Raw genomic sequence first — 15,490 nt, 5'->3', positions numbered from 1 at the left:
TAGGCGCTGCGCCCGCTCGGGCCCGGCGCCCGTTCAGTGACGGCGATCTCCGCCGGCCCCGAGGGTGCGGACCACGAGCGCCGCGGCGGCGAGGTCCTCCACCGCGGTGCCGACCGAGACGAAGGCCGTGATCTCGTCGGGCGAGCGACGTCCTGGCTCCCGCCCGGTCACGAGGTCGGCGAGCGTGACCCGCACGTCCCGCGCGGTGAGCGTGCCCCGCTCGAGGGGTCCGGTGAGCTCTCCTGCGGTATGCCGTGCCTCGGGGACGTCGACGACCACCCGGGCGGCCGTCATCAGGGCCTCGTCGGCCTCCCGCATCTGCGGGGTGAACGAGCCGACGAGATCGACGTGGGTGCCGGGGCGGACGTCCTCGCCCAGCACGAGGGGCCGGGTCGCCGAGGTGGCGGTCGTGACGACATCCGCGGTGCGCACGGCGGCGCGCAGGTCGCGGGCGACGTCGGCGGCATACCCCTGCGCGCGCAGCTCGTCGACCAGCTCCGCGGCCCGGTCGGGGTCGCGGGCCCACACCCGGGTGAGCCCCACGTCGCGGACCGCGGCGTAGCAGGCCGGCACGGCGGCGGCGACGTTGCCCGCGCCGACGAGCAGGTGCTCGCCGACCTCCTCCGGGGCGAGGTGCTCGGCCGCGAGGGCACTCGCCGCAGCGGTGCGCCACCGGGTGAGCTCGGTGCCGTCGAGGACCGCTGCGGGGGCGCCGGTCGCCTCGTCGAGAAGGACGTAGGTGCCGTGGATGGCGGGCAGTCCGTGGGCGCCGTTCGCCGGGTGGTGGGTGGCCACCTTGACCCCCAGCCAGCCGTCCAGGCCCCAGGCGGGCTTGAGCAGCAGCGTCGCCTCCGGGTCCTGGCCCAGCGGCTGGAGCGCGCGGTCGGGGACCGTCACGTCCGCTGCCCGGAAGGCGTCACCCAGCGCGGCCACCAGCGCCGGCGGGTCGAGACCGGCCCGCACCGCCTCCGCGTCGAGCATTCGCATCAGACCGGAGCCCGCTCCCCCGCGAGCCAGACCGAGCGGACCCGGTCGCTCAGGCCGGTGAGATCGTCATACCCACCGTCGAGCACGACGACGTCGGCGACCTTGCCCGGCTCGAGCGTGCCGTGCTCCTCGTCGACCCCTAGCAGCTCGGCGGCCACCTGGGTCGTCGCGTGCCAGGCCTGCACCTCGCTCATGCCCAGATCGCGCATGATCGCCAGCTCGTCGAGGTTGGTGCCGTGGACCCCCACGCCGGAGTCGGTGCCCATCGCGACCTTCACTCCCGCCGCGATCGCCCGCCGGACCGAGTCGTCGTGCGCCTCGGACACCATGCGCGCCTTGGCGACGACGGCGTCTGGCAGGGGCTCGCCAGCGTCGGCCTGGGCGAGCACCGCGCGGGGCGCGAGGAGGGTGGGGACCAGCCAGGTGCCACGCTCCAGCATCATCTCGATCGCCTCGTCGTCGAGGTAGATCCCGTGCTCGATCGAGCGAATACCCCCACGGATCGCGGTCTTGATCCCCTCGGTGGCCTGGGCGTGCGCCATGACGTGCAGCCCCGCGGCGGTGGCCTCCGTCACCAGCGCCTCGACCTCGTCGTCGCGTAGGTGTCCGTGCAGAGGGTTGCTGCGGGGTGAGAGCACGCCGCCGCTCGTGGCGACCTTGAGGACGTCGGCGCCGGCACGTATCAGCTCGCGGACCTTCTTGCGCATCTCGACCGGTCCGTCGACGACCCCGGACGGGCACCCGGGATGCTCGGCCATGAGGTCGACGTGGGCTCCGCACACCTGCCACCCGTCGCCGTGACCGCCGGTCTGGCTGATCATGGTGATCGCGATCTGCATACGAGGCCCTGCGGTGAGGCCGCGCCGCACCGCCTCCGCCACGCCCAGGTCGGAGCCTCCGGCGTCGCGCACCCAGGTGATGCCGGTGGCGAGGGTCCGCCGCATCCGGTCGGCCGCCTGGAAGAACGGCAGGCTGAACGGCGTCTGCAGGGCCCGGACCACGCTGGGCTGCTCCAGCATGAAGTGCACGTGGCAGTCGAAGAGACCGGGCGTCAGGGTCTGGCCGCTGCAGTCGACCACGGTGTCGGCCTCGGCGCCCAGGTCAGGACCGATCTCGGCCACCCGGCCGTCACGGACGAGGAGGTCGGCGACGGACGGCTCGGCCAGGGTGCCGTCGACCACCATGCCGCCGGTGAAGAGAACGCTGCTCATGACGGCGAGCGTAGTGGTGCCGCTCGGCGATGGTCGGCACCGTGCTCGCGAGATGGGTGCGGCGGTGCCAGCGCGCCCGGGCCGGCTCAGGCGACGGGCTCGGCCACCACGACGTCGCGGGTGCCGAAGAGCGCCAGCCCCGCGCGGGGAGCGAGGGACCGCGAGGCGTCGTTGCTCAGCTGGCAGCGGTACTGCGGCTCGTAGCCCAGGGCGATGATCCGCCGGCAGATCTCACGCACCAGCGCCACCCCGTGGCCCTGATGCCGTGCGGTCGGCAGCGTGATGACGCCGATGTCGGCCAGTGTGCCGTCGCGCCACGGGTAGGCGCTGGCCGCCGCAACGAGGCGACCGCCGTCGAAGGCCCCCACGACGAGCCAGTGGTCCAGCTCGACGTAGGCCTCGTCGAGATCTTCCGTCGTGGAGGACTGCACGAACGCCGCGAAGGCCGGTGCGTCCTCGGGAGAGAGCTCCCGGACATGGCTGGGGGTCGGCTCGGCCAGCAGAGCGGCGCGCTCGCGCTCGGGGACGAAGTAGAGGCAGTCCGCCCCGTGGAAGCGCAGCCCCAGCCCGGCCAGCCCGTCGAGGACCTGCGCCAGCGTGGGTGCCGGCGGCAGCGCCAGCTGCGCGGCCGGACCCGAGGCCAGCACGACCTGCGAGCTCTCCTCCCGGGTGAGCAGGGCGGCCGCGGTCCGCAGCTCCATGTCAGGGTCGACGGCGACCGTGAGACCCGGGTGCTCCCGCAGGACGGTCGCGCCGGGCGGCAGGGCGCCCTGCTCCTCGATGACGGGCGCGAAGGTCGACATGCCGACACCGTACGGCCTCCGCAGGGGCGGGCGCAGCAGATTTCTCCGGACCGGCCCAGGCAGAGCAGCTGGGGCATCCCGGCCTCGTCCACCGGTGTCGCCGCGCCTCCCCCGTCGACCGGGCGTGGCGGCATACCCTGAACGATGCCTGGCGCGGCGCGGTCGTGTGCGCGGTGCCAGCCAGCCGCACGACCGGTGTCGAAGCGAAGCACCGACCCACCGAAAGGGATGCACCGAACCGATGGCCCGCCGCAAGCGCCCGCAGAGCGAGGACCTCTTCGACGTCGAGGAGAACATCCTCGAGGTCGATGTGCAGGAGGAGATGGAGGGCGCGTTCCTGGAGTACGCCTACTCGGTCATCTACTCCCGGGCGCTGCCCGACGCGCGCGACGGGCTCAAGCCGGTGCAGCGCAGGATCCTCTTCGGGATGACCGAGCTGGGGCTGCGTCCGGACAAAGCACACGTGAAGTGCTCCCGCGTCGTCGGTGAGGTGATGGGTAAGTACCACCCGCACGGGGACCAGGCGATCTACGACGCGATGGTGCGCATGGCCCAGCCCTTCACGATGCGGCTGCCGCTGGTCGACGGGCACGGCAACTTCGGCTCGCTGGACGACGGCCCCGCGGCGAGCCGCTACACCGAGGCGCGGATGGCGCCGGCGGCGCTGCTCATGACGGGGAGCCTGGACGAGAGTACCGTCGACTACGTCCCCAACTACGACGACCAGCTCTTCCAGCCCGAGGTGCTGCCGGCGGCCTTCCCGAACCTCCTGGTCAACGGGGCCACCGGGATCGCGGTCGGCATGGCGACCAACATGCCGCCGCACAACCTCGTCGAGGTGATCGGCGCGGCCCGGCACCTCATCGCGCACCCGGACGCCGACCTGGAGGCGCTCATGCGCTTCGTGCCCGGCCCGGACCTGCCGCTCGGCGGGCGGATCGTCGGACTCGAGGGCATCCGCGAGGCCTACGAGACCGGACGCGGATCGTTCAAGACGCGGGCGACCGTGCGGATCGAGAACGTCACACCCCGCAAGAAGGGCATCGTCGTCACCGACCTTCCCTACCTCGTCGGGCCGGAGAAGGTGATCGAGAAGGTCAAGCAGCTGGCGCAGAGCAAGAAGTTGCAGGGCATCTCCGACATCCTCGACCTCACCGACCGGACCAAGGGTCTGCACCTGGTCATCGAGATCAAGACCGGCTTCAACCCCGAGGCGGTGCTGGAGCAGCTCTACAAGCTCACCCCGATGGAGGAGTCCTTCGGGATCAACAACGTGGCGCTCGTCGAGGGACAGCCGCGGACGCTGGGGCTGCGCGACCTGCTGCAGGTGTATGTCGACTTCCGCACCGACGTCGTGCGGCGGCGCACCGAGCACCGGCTGGGCAAGAAGAAGGACCGGCTGCACATCGTCGAGGGACGGCTCGTCGCGATCCTCGACATCGACGAGGTCATCCAGCTCATCCGCTCCAGCGACGACGCGGCCGAGGCCCGGACCCGGCTCATGCAGGTCTTCGACCTGTCGCAGACGCAGGCCGAGGACATCCTGGAGATCCCGCTACGGCGGCTGACCAAGTTCTCCCGCCTGGAGCTGGAGGGCGAGCGCGATGAGCTGCAGCGCGAGATCGAGGGGCTGGAGGCGATCCTGGCCGACGGTCAGCTGCTGCTCAAGCTCGTCTCGGACGAGCTCGCCGCCGTCGCGGCCGAGCACGGGACGCCCCGGCGCACCGTGCTGCTGGAGAGCGACGGGGCCTCGGCGTCGTCCTCGGCCGCCCCCAGCGCCACGGGCAAGGCGGCGGGTATGCAGCTCGAGGTCGCCGACGACCCGTGCCGGGTGCTGCTGTCCTCCACCGGTCTGCTGGCGCGGACCGCGGGCGAGGACCCGCTCGAGAGCGGGGACGGCGGCGGGCGCCGGGCCAAGCACGACGTCATCACCTCGACGGTGGCCGCGACGGCGCGCGGTCAGGTGGGGCTGCTCACCAGCGCCGGGCGGGTGGTCACCCTGCAGGTGGTCGAGCTGCCCGCCCTGCCGCCGTCGGCCGGGGCGCCGAACCTCTCCGGGGGTGCGCCCGTCTCGGCCTTCGTCGACCTGCCGCCGGGCGAGCAGGTGCTGGGGCTGTGCAGCCTCACCGGTGAGGGCCCGGGTCTGGCGCTGGGCACCGCGCAGGGCGTGGTGAAGCGGGTCAATCCGGACTACCCCGGCAACCGCGACGCGTTCGAGGTGATCTCGCTCAAGGACGGCGACTCCGTCGTGGGCGCTGTCGAGCTGCGCAGCGGCGAGGAGGAGCTCGTCTTCATCACCTCGGAAGCCGCCCTGCTGCGCTTCTCCGCCGGTCTGGTGCGGCCGCAGGGGCGCTCGGGCGGAGGCATCGCCGGGATCAAGCTGGGCGAGGGCGGTCGCGTGATCGGCTTCGCGGCCGTGGACACCGCGGCGGAGAACGTCGTGGTGACCGTCGCCGGGTCGTCGGGGTCGCCGGCCGGCAGCCAGACCGGCTCGGTGAAGGTCACGGACCTGTGGGCCTACCCCACCAAGGGTCGGGCCACCGGCGGCGTGCGCTGCCACCGCCTGCTGCGCGGCGAGGATGCGCTCATCCTGGGCTGGGCCGGCGCTGCTCCCCCGCGGGCCGCATCGGGCAACGGCGTGGCGGTCGAGCTGCCGGAGACCAACGACAAACGGGACGGGTCGGGCGTCCCGGCCAGTGCCCCCATCGCTGCCGTCGCCAGCCCGAGGTAGTCCTCAGGCCAACGGCGGCGGCCCGAGGACCTCCATCCCGTGCTGGGCGCAAGCCTGGGCGACCACCCCCGGGTCGATCTCGACCGGGGTCGGAAGGGTCGCCTCCGCGGTGGGGACACCGAGCGTCTCGACGAAGTGGTCGAAGCTCGGCGCCGACCGCCGACCGGCGAAGACCGTCAACATCCGCGCGGTGTCGGACTCCACGCAGAAGGTGTGCGGCACGTGGACCGGCAGCAGCAGGCAGCTCTCCGGCTCGCCGTGCACGACCGACGCGCCGCCATCGAGCTCGAACCGGACGCGCCCCTCGAGGACGTAGAAGAGCTCGTCCTCCTCGCGGTGCACATGCAGGGGCGGGCCGAAACCGCGCGGGGCGGCGAACTCGACCGCGCCGATGCCCGAGGCCGAGTCCCCCGCCCGCACCTTGACCGTCGCCAGGTGGTTGAGGAAGTGGTAGTGCACCCCCTCGCCGTCGGGGAGGTGGGCGAAACGGTCGCGTGGGCTGGTCTTCGTCTGCGTCTCCATGCCCTCAGCATCCAGGCGCAGCCTTTCGGAAACCTTCTGGTCGACGGCCGGCCCGGCGGACCCACGTCGGCCACCGTGCCGGAGAGGGTCAGCGCGTCAGCTCGTCCATGGCGCTCTCGTAGCGCTCCTGGGCGCGGGCCGCCTCACCCTGGCGCCCGGCCCGGCGCAGCCAGCGCACGAGCGCCCGGTGCGCCGCCTCGTCGTAGGGGTCGACCTCGAGGATGCGCCGGAGCAGGTCGACGGCTCGCTCGTCGTCGGCCGCGTCGGCGAGGCGGCGGGCGGCCGCCACGAACCGGTCCCGGGCGGCGTCGCGAGCGCCGCGAGCCCACTCCTCGTGAGCGTCCTCGGGGAGGAGCTCGGCATACCGGTCGACGACCTCGGTGTCGTCGGACAGGAGCGACCAGGCCTCGAGGTCGACCTCGACAGCGGAGAGGTCCAGACGGACCGTGGAGCGGTCGGCGATCACCGCGCCGTGCAGGATGCGGCGGACGGCTGAGAGCTGGACCGACAGGCGCGCGGTGAGCCGGTCCGAGCGCTCGCCCGGCCACAGCAGCTCGATGAGCTCGTCCCGGGTGACCGGCCAGCCGCGCGCCACGACGAGCCGCTTGAGGAGGGTCCGCGCCCGCCGCGAGCCCCACGACGCGAGTGGCACGGCCGCGCCGTCGACCAGGACCTCGAAGCCACCCAGGACCCGGACCGTCACGGTATGCCGCCTGCGCGCCTCCGGGCGACCGGCGGCGAGCGAGCCGGTGGTGAACTGCTCGATGGCGTCGCAGACCGCGTCGGGGTCACCGGCGAAGGTGAAGTGGTCGTGCCCCGGCAGCTCGACGAGGCGTACGTCGGCGCCCGCCTCGCGGAAGAGATCGAGGGTCTCGTGTGCCCGTGAGACCGGCACGATCTGGTCGTCCGTGCGGTGCACCAGCAGGACCGGGCAGTCGACCCGGTGAAGGACGCCGCGGGCGTCCATCTCACCGTTGTGGCGGAAGAGCTCGACGATGGCGTCGCGGCTGGCGGCGTGCCGCTCGTAGTGCGGCCACCATCGGCAGAACTCCTCGTCGTCGAGCAGCGAGGGACCGAAGAGCGACACCGTGAGCGACTCCGGGGTGCCCCAGCCGTCGATGAAGGCACGCTGGCGGACGAGCGCCTGCTCCCGCACTGCGGGGTCCGCCCGGGCGGCGCGCTCCTCGTCGGAGAGCAGCGACGCCGCGCTGCCCTCGAGGATGAGTCCCTCGGCCCGCTCGGGATAGGTCGCGGCGAACATGATGGCCATCGGCCCGCCCTCGGACACGCCGTGGATGAAGGCGCGATCCACACCCGCGGCGTCCATGACCGCGCTCAACTCGTCCACCCGCTCGTCCAGGGCGGGCAGATCGAGCGAGCGGTCCGACATACCGGTCCCTCGCTTGTCGAAGGCGACCTGCCGGGAGAAGGCCGCGAAGCGCTCGAACATCCGCCGCATCACCGGGGACTCCCAGGCGAGCTCGATGTTCTGCGCCATCGGCGGGACCCCGCAGATCGTCACCGGCCCGTCACCGTAGACCTCGTAGGCGATCGACGAGCCGTGCGCATGGGCGAAGTGGATCTCGGGGGCCCGATCCATGGCAGATGATCCAACCACACGCGACGCCCGGTGGGGTCAGGAGCAACCCTTCGCGACGCCCGGTGAGGTAGGGCTGCCGGCCGACCCCTCCGCGGCCGGCAGCACCTGTCGTGGTCAGCCGGCGTTGTCGGCGTCGACGAGCGCGGCCATCAGGCTGCGGCGAGCGGGCTGCATGCTCGGACGCTAGGCGGGAGGCACGGGCAGAGGAAGAGTTCGGTCGATTTCTTTGCCGAAGCCTTACCTTGGGCGCACTTGGCGACCTTCTCCCACGGGGTGCAGTCCACGACGAGCGCGTAGAACAACCCGATCCCGGTCGCGAGCACCGGCACGAGGATGAAGAGCAGGGTCGGCAGCACGAAGCTTGCCGCCTGGATGCGCTCACCGGTCCGACCGCTGAAGCGGGCGGCGAGCAGCGGGATGGCGATGAAGACGACCGCGAAGATCGCGATCGCACAGAGCATGAGGCCGAGCGTCTCTGGGGTGCTCATGGCGATTGTCCTCCCTCTGATGTCGAGGCGGGCCGGGGGTCTCCCCGACCCGCCCCGACGACGTCAGACGCGGGTCGTCAGCGACGCCCTCTTCCGGTACAACCGACCAGGCCTGGCGGCCGCCTTCGCGGTGCTGCTCTTCCTGCTGGTCATCCCGATCGTGACGTACAACGTCATCCAGATGCGGAAGGACGCCTGTTGGGTACCATCCCCAACCCCGTCGACGGCGAGGACATCCACGAGGAGGTCCGCGAGGAGACCCGGGTTGGCGACAAGACGTCGGCCGCGGGCACCGGCAAGACACCGGGCAAGAGGCGCCGGACGGCCTCGGGCTCTGCCTCGCAGGCCGAGAGCTTCCTCTCCAGCCCAGGCGCCTCGCTCGTCGCGATCGCCATCGCCGCGCTGTGGACCCTGCCGACCATCGGTCTGCTCGTCACCTCCTTCCGGGAGCAGCGCGACATCAACAACACCGGCTGGTGGACTTCCTTCACCAGCCCGGGCAGCTACACGCTAGAGACCTACCAGGCGGCGCTGAGGCCGGGCGACTCGGTGCGGGGCACGTGCGCATCTTCTTCCAGCTGCTTGTGCCGCTCATCGGCCCGGCGCTGGCGTCCTTCGGGATCTTCCAGTTCCTCTGGGTGTGGAACGACCTGCTCGTCTCCCTGGTCTTCCTCGGCGGCACGCCGGACGTTGCGCCGATCACGGTGCTGAGGGCTGAGGCTCACGGTCAGCGGGAGCTGACACAGGCGAAGGGGGTGGCCGGCCGGCCACCCCCTTCGTCATGCCACCGGGGGATGAGTGTCGCGACGTCATTGCTACAGTTTGTAGTAGTCGACTGATCGTCGACGGACCTACTCGCGGATGGTGGTTCGGATGGCAAGAACTCGCACGGAGCGTGACCTGCTGGGGCCGTTGGAGGTGCCGCACGACGCCTACTACGGTGTGCACACGGTGCGGGCGGTGGAGAACTTCCCAATCAGCGGGACCACCATCAGCGACGTGCCGCAGATGGTCCTCGGCATGGTGCGGGTCAAGAAGGCGGCGGCGCTGGCGAACGCCCAGCTCGGCGCCCTCCCGCAGGAGATCGCGGACGCGATCGTCGGGGCGTGCGACGACGTGCTCGACGACGGTCGGTGCCTCGACCAGTTCCCGATCGACGTCTTCCAGGGCGGTGCCGGGACCTCGGTCAACATGAACACCAACGAGGTGCTCGCCAACCTCGCTCTCGAGCGGCTCGGCTACGAGCGCGGCCGGTACGACGTTGTCAACCCGAACGACCACGTCAACCGCAGCCAGTCGACGAACGACGCCTACCCGTGCGGCTTCCGACTAGCGCTGGACTCGATGATCGGTGAGCTCGCGCAGGCGCTCACTCACCTGGAGCGCTCGTTCGCCGCGAAGGGGCAGGAGTTCTCCGACGTGCTGAAGATGGGGAGGACCCAGCTGCAGGACGCGGTGCCGATGACGCTCGGGCAGGAGTTCACCGCCTTCGGCGTCACTCTTGGCGAGGAACAGCGTCACCTCGACTCCGCCAGGGACCTCCTGCTCGAGCTCAACCTCGGGGCGACTGCCATCGGCACCGGCCTGAACACTCCACCCGGGTACTCCGCGCTCGCGGTCTCGCTGCTCGCGCAGGTGACGGGCCGCCCGTGCGTGCCGGCGCCGAACCTCATCGAGGCCACGAGCGACACCGGCGCCTACGTCATGGCCCACGCCGCCCTGAAGCGCCTGGCGGTGAAGCTGTCGAAGATCTGCAACGACCTGCGGCTGCTCTCCTCCGGTCCGCGCGCCGGGCTGAACGAGATCAACCTCCCCGAGCGCCAGGCCGGGTCCTCGATCATGCCGGCGAAGGTCAACCCGGTCATCCCCGAGGTGGTCAACCAGGTGTGCTTCAAGGTCATCGGCAACGACACCTGCATCGGGATGGCCGCCGAGGGCGGTCAGCTCCAGCTCAACGTCATGGAGCCGGTCATCGGTCAGGCCCTCTTCGAGTCCATCACCCTGCTCACGAATGCCTGCACGGTACTCGCGCAGACCTGCGTAGACGGGATCACCGCGAACCGTGACGTCTGCCTCGGCTACGTCACGAGCTCGATCGGTGTGGTCACCTATCTCAACGACGTCATCGGTCACGAGGCCGGCGACGAGATCGGTCGCGAGGCTGCCCGGAGCGGGCGTGGGGTGCGCGAGATCGTCCTCGAGAGGGGCCTGATGAGCGAGGCCGAGCTCGACTCGATCCTCTCCCTGGACAACCTCATGAAGCCCCTCACGCTCGACGACGTCGACGACCCGAAGGCGGCGCGATGATCTGGGTACAGCTCCTCGTCGTCCTTGCCGCGATCTTCCTCGGGGCCCGGCTCGGCAGCATCGCCATCGGCTTCGCCGGCGGGCTCGGTGTGCTCGTCCTCGCCCTGCTCGGCGTCACCCCCGGCGACATGCCGCTGGATGTCATCTCGATCATCATGGCGGTCATCTGCGCCATCGCCGCCATGCAGGTGGCCGGCGGGATGGACTACCTCGTCGGTCTGGCAGAGCGGGTGCTGCGGCGCAACCCCAAGCACCTGACCTTCCTCGCACCACTCATCACCTACCTCATGACCTTCATGGCCGGGACCGGGCACACCGCCTTCTCCACCATGCCGGTCATCACCGAGGTGGCCAAGGAGAACAACATCCGCCCCAGCCGGCCGCTGTCGGTGGCCGTGGTGGCCTCGCAGATCGCGATCACCGCCAGCCCGATCTCGGCGGCGGTCGTCTTCTTCTCCTCCGTCCTCGAGCCGAAGGGCGTCGGCTACCTCGAGCTGCTCGCCGTGGCGGTCCCGTCGACCTTCGTCGCGTGCATGCTCACGGCGCTGGTGATGCTGGCAATCGACCGGGCCAACCCCCACAGCGCCCTCGAGCATGACCCGGTCTACCGGGAGCGGCTCGAGCGCGGTGTCATCGCCCAGCGTGGCGCGTCTGCTCGTGAGATCAAGCCGGCGGCGAAGCGCTCCGTGCTGATCTTCCTCCTCGGGCTGGTGGCGGTGATGGCCTACGCCACCGCGATCAGCGACAAGGTGGGCCTGATCAGCGAGCCGGTGATGAGCCGGGACCAGGCGATCATCGCCTTCATGCTCGGCATCGCGGCCGCGATCGTCCTGGCGTGCGCGGTCCACCCCAGCGACATCCTCTCAGCGTCGACCTTCAAGTCGGGGATGAGCGCGAGCATCTGCGTGCTCGGCGTCGCCTGGCTCGGCACGACCTTCGTCGCGGCGCACCAGGCCGAGATCGAAGACTTCGCTGGTGGGTTGCTGCGCGACCAGCCGTGGCTGCTGGCCGTCGTGCTCTTCTTCGCCGCGGCGCTGCTCTACTCGCAGGCCGCGACGACCAAGGCGCTCATGCCGACCGCGCTCGGCCTCGGGGTGGCGCCGGTCGCAGCGGTCGCGGCCTTCCCGGCGGTCTCGGCGCTGTTCGTCCTGCCCACCTACCCGACGCTGCTCGCGGCGGTGGAGATGGACGACACCGGCAGCACCCGGATCGGGCGGTTCGTCTTCAACCACCCCTTCCTGCTGCCGGGTGTGCTCGCCATCAGCTTCTCCGTGGCGATCGGCTTCCTCATCGGGGGTGCCCTGCTGTAGACCCGGGTGGGAGAGGTGGCGACCGGGCTGGGAGGGCCCGGCCGTCACCGCTGACTGCTAGGGCTCTCTCGCAGGTCCCCGAGGGATGGCCGAGCCGAGGTCGTCCCACCACCGGCGGAGCACCTCGTCGGGCGGGACGCCCGGGTAGAGCAGGTCCAGGTCCTCGTCGCTGGCCTTGACCACCGTGCTCAGGGCGACGACTTCCTCGACCCGGGCGACGAGCTCGCCCGGGTCGCCGACCCCTCCGCGGCCGGCAGCACCTGTCGTGGTCAGTCGGCGTCGACGAGCGCGGCCATCAGGCTGCGGCGAGCGGGCTGCATGCTCGGACGCTAGGCGGAGGCACGGGCAGGGAAGAGTTCAGTCCATTTTCTTTGCCGAAGCCTTGTCTTTGGCGCACCTCAGCACTCGATGACGTTGACGGCCAGGCCGCCGCGCGAGGTCTCCTTGTATTTCACCTTCATGTCCTTACCGGTCTGCCGCATCGTCTTCACCGCCTGATCGAGGGAGACGGTATGCGTGCCGTCACCGTGGCGGGCGAGCCGCGCGGCATGGACCGCCTTGACCGCGCCGACAGCGTTGCGCTCGATGCAGGGGATCTGGACGAGCCCACCGACCGGGTCGCAGGTGAGGCCGAGGTGGTGCTCGACGCCGATCTCGGCGGCGCTCTCGACCTGCTCGGGGGTGCCGCCCAGCACCTGGGTGAGACCGGCGGCCGCCATCGCGGACGCGGACCCGACCTCGCCCTGGCAGCCGACCTCGGCCCCGGAGATCGAGGCGTTCTCCTTGATGATGATGCCGATCGCGCCGGCGGCGAGGAGGAAGTCGACGACGCCGTCGTCGTCCGCACCCGGGACGAGGTGCCGGTAGTAGTGGAGGACGGCGGGGATGATCCCGGCCGCCCCGTTGGTGGGGGCGGTGACGACGCGACCGCCGGAGGCGTTCTTCTCGTTGACCGCCATCGCCCACAGGTCGATCCAGTCCATGGCGTGCCAGGGGTCGTCGGGCGAGCCCTCCTGCTGCAACCGGGCGTGGAGCAAGGGCGCTCGGCGGCGCACCTTGAGCCCGCCGGGCAGCACGCCCTCCTGCCGGATGCCGGTGGCCACGCACTCCTGCATGACCGCCCACAGGTGCAGCAGCTGGGTGCGGGTCTGCTCCCACGGCCGGAAGGCTGACTCGTTGCGGCGCACGAGCTCGGCGACGCCCACCCCTGCGGCAGCGCACTGCGCCAGCAGCTCCCGGCCGGTGTTGAAGGCGTGGGGCAGCGGCGTGTCGTCATCGACGATCCGGTCGGCGCCGACGGCGGACTCGTCCACGACGAAGCCACCGCCCACGCTGTAGTAGGTGCCCCGCCGCAGCAGAGTGCCCGCGGCGTCGAAGGCCTCGAACCGCATCCCGTTGGGGTGGCCGGGCAGCGCCTGCCTCCGGTGCAGGATCAGGTCGTCCTCGGCGAGCGCCACCTCCGGCCCGCCGAGCAGACGCAGCCGTCCCGTCGCGCGCACCGCCGCGACCCGGTCGGGCACGGATGCGGTGTCGACGGTCTCCGGGTCCTCGCCCAGCAGGCCGAGGATCACGGCGCGGTCCGAGCCATGGCCGTGACCGGTGGCTCCGAGCGAGCCGAAGAGCTCGGCGCGGACCCGCGTGATCGAGCCGAGCAGCCCGTCGTCAGCCAGCCCCTGGGCGAACTGCGCGGCGGCCCGCATCGGCCCGACGGTGTGCGAGGACGAGGGGCCGATGCCGACGGTGAAGAGATCCAGCACGCTCAGGGCCACGGATAAAGCCTAGCGCTCGCTCAGATGTCCAGGGCAGCGCGTCGTCGGTGCAGGTGGAGTCGCTCAGAGTCGTTGCGGCACAACAAGATCGCGTCGTCGAAGGCGGCGGCGGACGCGGCCTGCTCCCCCGCTCGGGCGAGCAGCTCGGCGCGGATGGCCGCGAGCCGGTGGCTGCCGGGGAGGTCGAGGCCGTCCAGGGCGACCAAGCCGGCCCGCGGGCCCTGCGCCTCGGCAACGGCGACCGCCCGGGCCAGCCGGGCGGCGGGGGTCGGATCGACCTGCAGCAGGACGTCGTAGTGGGCGACGATCCGGTCCCAGCGGGTGTCCTGCGCCCGCGCCCTCATCGCGTGCTCCAGCGCGATGTGGGCCTGGAGGAGGTAGGAGGCCGCCTGGACCGGGAGCGGTGCCGCCAGCTGGGGCGCGGTGAGGAGCGATCTGGCCTCCTCGATCTCCTCCCGACGCCACCGAGAGCGGTCCTGGTCGGCGAGCAGCACGAGGTCCCCGTCCTCGATGCGGGCGTCGCGCCGGGAGTGCTGGAGCAGCACCAGCGCGAGGAGCGCGGTGAGGGTTGCGTCGTCCGGCCGGAGGGCGCGGACGATCCGGACCAGGCGCACCGCCTCGCCCGCGAGCTCGACCCGGACGGGATCGGGGCCGCTGCCCGGGGCATACCCGGCGGTGAAGGCGAGATAGGCGGTCTGGGCGACCGTGGCCAGCCGCTCGGGGAGGGCGTCGGTGCCGGGCACGGCCAAGGGGATGCCGGCCGCGACGATCTTCTTCTTCGCGCGGGTGAGGCGGGCGGCCATGGTGGGCTCGGGCACGAGGAAGAGCCGAGCCACGTCATGTGTGCTGACCCCCAGCACAAGACGGAGGCTGAGGGCGCTGGCGGCCTCGGGGGCGAGCGCGGGGTGGGCGCACATGAGGACCAGACGCAGCAGGTCGTCCTCGACCAGGTCGCCGGGGTCCGCCATCGCCGCGCCTACCTGGGCGGGCGCTCCCCGACGGTCAAGATCGGTGGCGATGAGCGCATGCTTACGCCGCGCCATCGCCTCGGCGCGGACCCGGTCCAGGACGCGACGTCGAGCCACGGCATACAGCCAGGCGCCGGGGTTCTCCGGGTCACCGTCCCGGGGCCACTGGCGCGCAGCGGCCTCGACGGCGTCGCCGAGGGCGTCCTCGACCAGGTCCAGGCGCCGGTGGCGCGCGAGGAGGAGGGCGACCAGGCGCCCCCACTCCTCGCGCACCACACGGTCGAGCGTGTCCGACACGAGCGACGTCAGGACGGGTCGACGACCGGGGAGATCTGCATGTCGAAGTCGGGGAGGACGGCGATCATCTCCAGGACCGTGTCGAGGTCGGGCGCCTCGAGGAGATAGAACCCACCCAGGTGCTCCACGGCCTCGGCGAACGGCCCGTCGGTCACCGTGCGCTGGCCTCCGCGAGTGCGCACGGTCGTCGTCGTGTCCCCCTCCGCCAGGGACTCGCCCGCTAGGATCTCGACTCCGTCACGCTCCTCGCAGGCCGCGTCGAACGCCTCGAACTGCGCCATGCCGGCCGCCTGCTCCTCCCCGGACAGGTCCTCCCAGCTCGGCATGTCGCCGTAACCCATCAGCAGCACCAGATACTTCATCGTCGCTCACTTTCCTCTCAGGTGGCAGGCCGCGGTCGCAACCTCACCGGCATGTCGGACGAGAGGCGTGCCGATCGACACCGGGCGAGGAAATCTCCGTTGGCGCGACGGGGCGGCGGCCCGGGGGCGAGGTGC

At 71.6% G+C, this 15,490-nt stretch carries 14 protein-coding genes; 4 read left to right on the top strand and 10 right to left on the bottom strand.

Translation table 11 applies throughout. The annotated features are described in order from the left end of the window. Nucleotides 1-33 precede the first annotated feature (33 nt). From lhpI to AC5PYY_RS11105, 3 genes are all read right to left on the bottom strand, one after another. Complete coding sequence (gene lhpI / locus AC5PYY_RS11115; protein WP_493896878.1) at nt 34-987, bottom strand: bifunctional Delta(1)-pyrroline-2-carboxylate/Delta(1)-piperideine-2-carboxylate reductase; 954 nt, start codon at nt 985-987, stop codon at nt 34-36. After that, complete coding sequence (locus tag AC5PYY_RS11110; RefSeq protein WP_493896877.1) at nt 987-2,198, bottom strand: metal-dependent hydrolase family protein; 1,212 nt, start codon at nt 2,196-2,198, stop codon at nt 987-989. Before AC5PYY_RS11110 ends, lhpI begins: the two co-directional genes overlap by 1 nt. Nucleotides 2,199-2,284: 86 nt before the next feature. After that, on the bottom strand, nt 2,285-3,001 hold the full coding sequence (locus AC5PYY_RS11105; RefSeq protein WP_493896876.1) for a GNAT family N-acetyltransferase: 717 nt from the start codon (nt 2,999-3,001) through the stop codon (nt 2,285-2,287). A 241-nt stretch (nt 3,002-3,242) separates the two neighbouring features. Between AC5PYY_RS11105 and AC5PYY_RS11100 the strand changes: the two genes are divergently transcribed. After that, entirely contained in the window at nt 3,243-5,732 is a 2,490-nt protein-coding gene (locus AC5PYY_RS11100) for a DNA gyrase/topoisomerase IV subunit A (RefSeq protein WP_493896875.1), read from the top strand. A gap of 3 nt (nt 5,733-5,735) precedes the next feature. Here the strand turns inward: AC5PYY_RS11100 and AC5PYY_RS11095 are convergent, their stop codons facing one another. From AC5PYY_RS11095 to AC5PYY_RS11085, 3 genes are all read right to left on the bottom strand, one after another. Continuing rightward, nucleotides 5,736-6,254, bottom strand: coding sequence for a cupin domain-containing protein (locus AC5PYY_RS11095; RefSeq protein ID WP_493896874.1), 519 nt, complete (start codon nt 6,252-6,254; stop codon nt 5,736-5,738). A gap of 88 nt (nt 6,255-6,342) precedes the next feature. After that, complete coding sequence (locus AC5PYY_RS11090; RefSeq protein WP_493896873.1) at nt 6,343-7,854, bottom strand: alpha/beta hydrolase; 1,512 nt, start codon at nt 7,852-7,854, stop codon at nt 6,343-6,345. A gap of 149 nt (nt 7,855-8,003) precedes the next feature. After that, nucleotides 8,004-8,342 (bottom strand): hypothetical protein, encoded by a 339-nt coding sequence (locus tag AC5PYY_RS11085; protein WP_493896872.1) that lies wholly within the window; start codon nt 8,340-8,342, stop codon nt 8,004-8,006. A 560-nt stretch (nt 8,343-8,902) separates the two neighbouring features. Here AC5PYY_RS11085 and AC5PYY_RS11080 point away from each other — a divergent pair. From AC5PYY_RS11080 to AC5PYY_RS11070, 3 genes are read left to right on the top strand one after another with little or no spacing between them, the layout of a single operon-like run. Then, nucleotides 8,903-9,181, top strand: coding sequence for a hypothetical protein (locus AC5PYY_RS11080; protein ID WP_493896871.1), 279 nt, complete (start codon nt 8,903-8,905; stop codon nt 9,179-9,181). 34 nt (nt 9,182-9,215) lie between these two features. Then, on the top strand, nt 9,216-10,649 hold the full coding sequence (aspA, locus tag AC5PYY_RS11075) for an aspartate ammonia-lyase (RefSeq protein ID WP_493896870.1): 1,434 nt from the start codon (nt 9,216-9,218) through the stop codon (nt 10,647-10,649). After that, on the top strand, nt 10,646-11,959 hold the full coding sequence (locus tag AC5PYY_RS11070; protein ID WP_493896869.1) for an anaerobic C4-dicarboxylate transporter: 1,314 nt from the start codon (nt 10,646-10,648) through the stop codon (nt 11,957-11,959). Before aspA ends, AC5PYY_RS11070 begins: the two co-directional genes overlap by 4 nt. A gap of 57 nt (nt 11,960-12,016) precedes the next feature. Here the strand turns inward: AC5PYY_RS11070 and AC5PYY_RS11065 are convergent, their stop codons facing one another. From AC5PYY_RS11065 to AC5PYY_RS11050, 4 genes are all read right to left on the bottom strand, one after another. Next, the gene (locus tag AC5PYY_RS11065; RefSeq protein ID WP_493896868.1) at nt 12,017-12,142 is read right to left on the bottom strand and encodes a hypothetical protein; all 126 of its coding nucleotides are present in this window, start codon (nt 12,140-12,142) and stop codon (nt 12,017-12,019) included. 215 nt (nt 12,143-12,357) lie between these two features. Then, nucleotides 12,358-13,728, bottom strand: a complete 1,371-nt coding sequence (locus tag AC5PYY_RS11060) for an L-serine ammonia-lyase (protein ID WP_493896867.1) — start codon at nt 13,726-13,728, stop codon at nt 12,358-12,360. Nucleotides 13,729-13,748: 20 nt separating this feature from the next. Beyond that, entirely contained in the window at nt 13,749-14,972 is a 1,224-nt protein-coding gene (locus tag AC5PYY_RS11055) for an RNA polymerase sigma factor (protein WP_493896866.1), read from the bottom strand. A gap of 29 nt (nt 14,973-15,001) precedes the next feature. Continuing rightward, nucleotides 15,002-15,355, bottom strand: coding sequence for a YciI family protein (locus tag AC5PYY_RS11050; protein WP_493896865.1), 354 nt, complete (start codon nt 15,353-15,355; stop codon nt 15,002-15,004). Nucleotides 15,356-15,490 lie beyond the last annotated feature (135 nt).

The sequence above is a fragment of the Serinicoccus sp. JS2-9 genome, from assembly GCF_059025165.1.
Note: the sequence above shows the minus strand (reverse complement) of the source record. Positions and strands in the feature narration are given on the sequence as shown.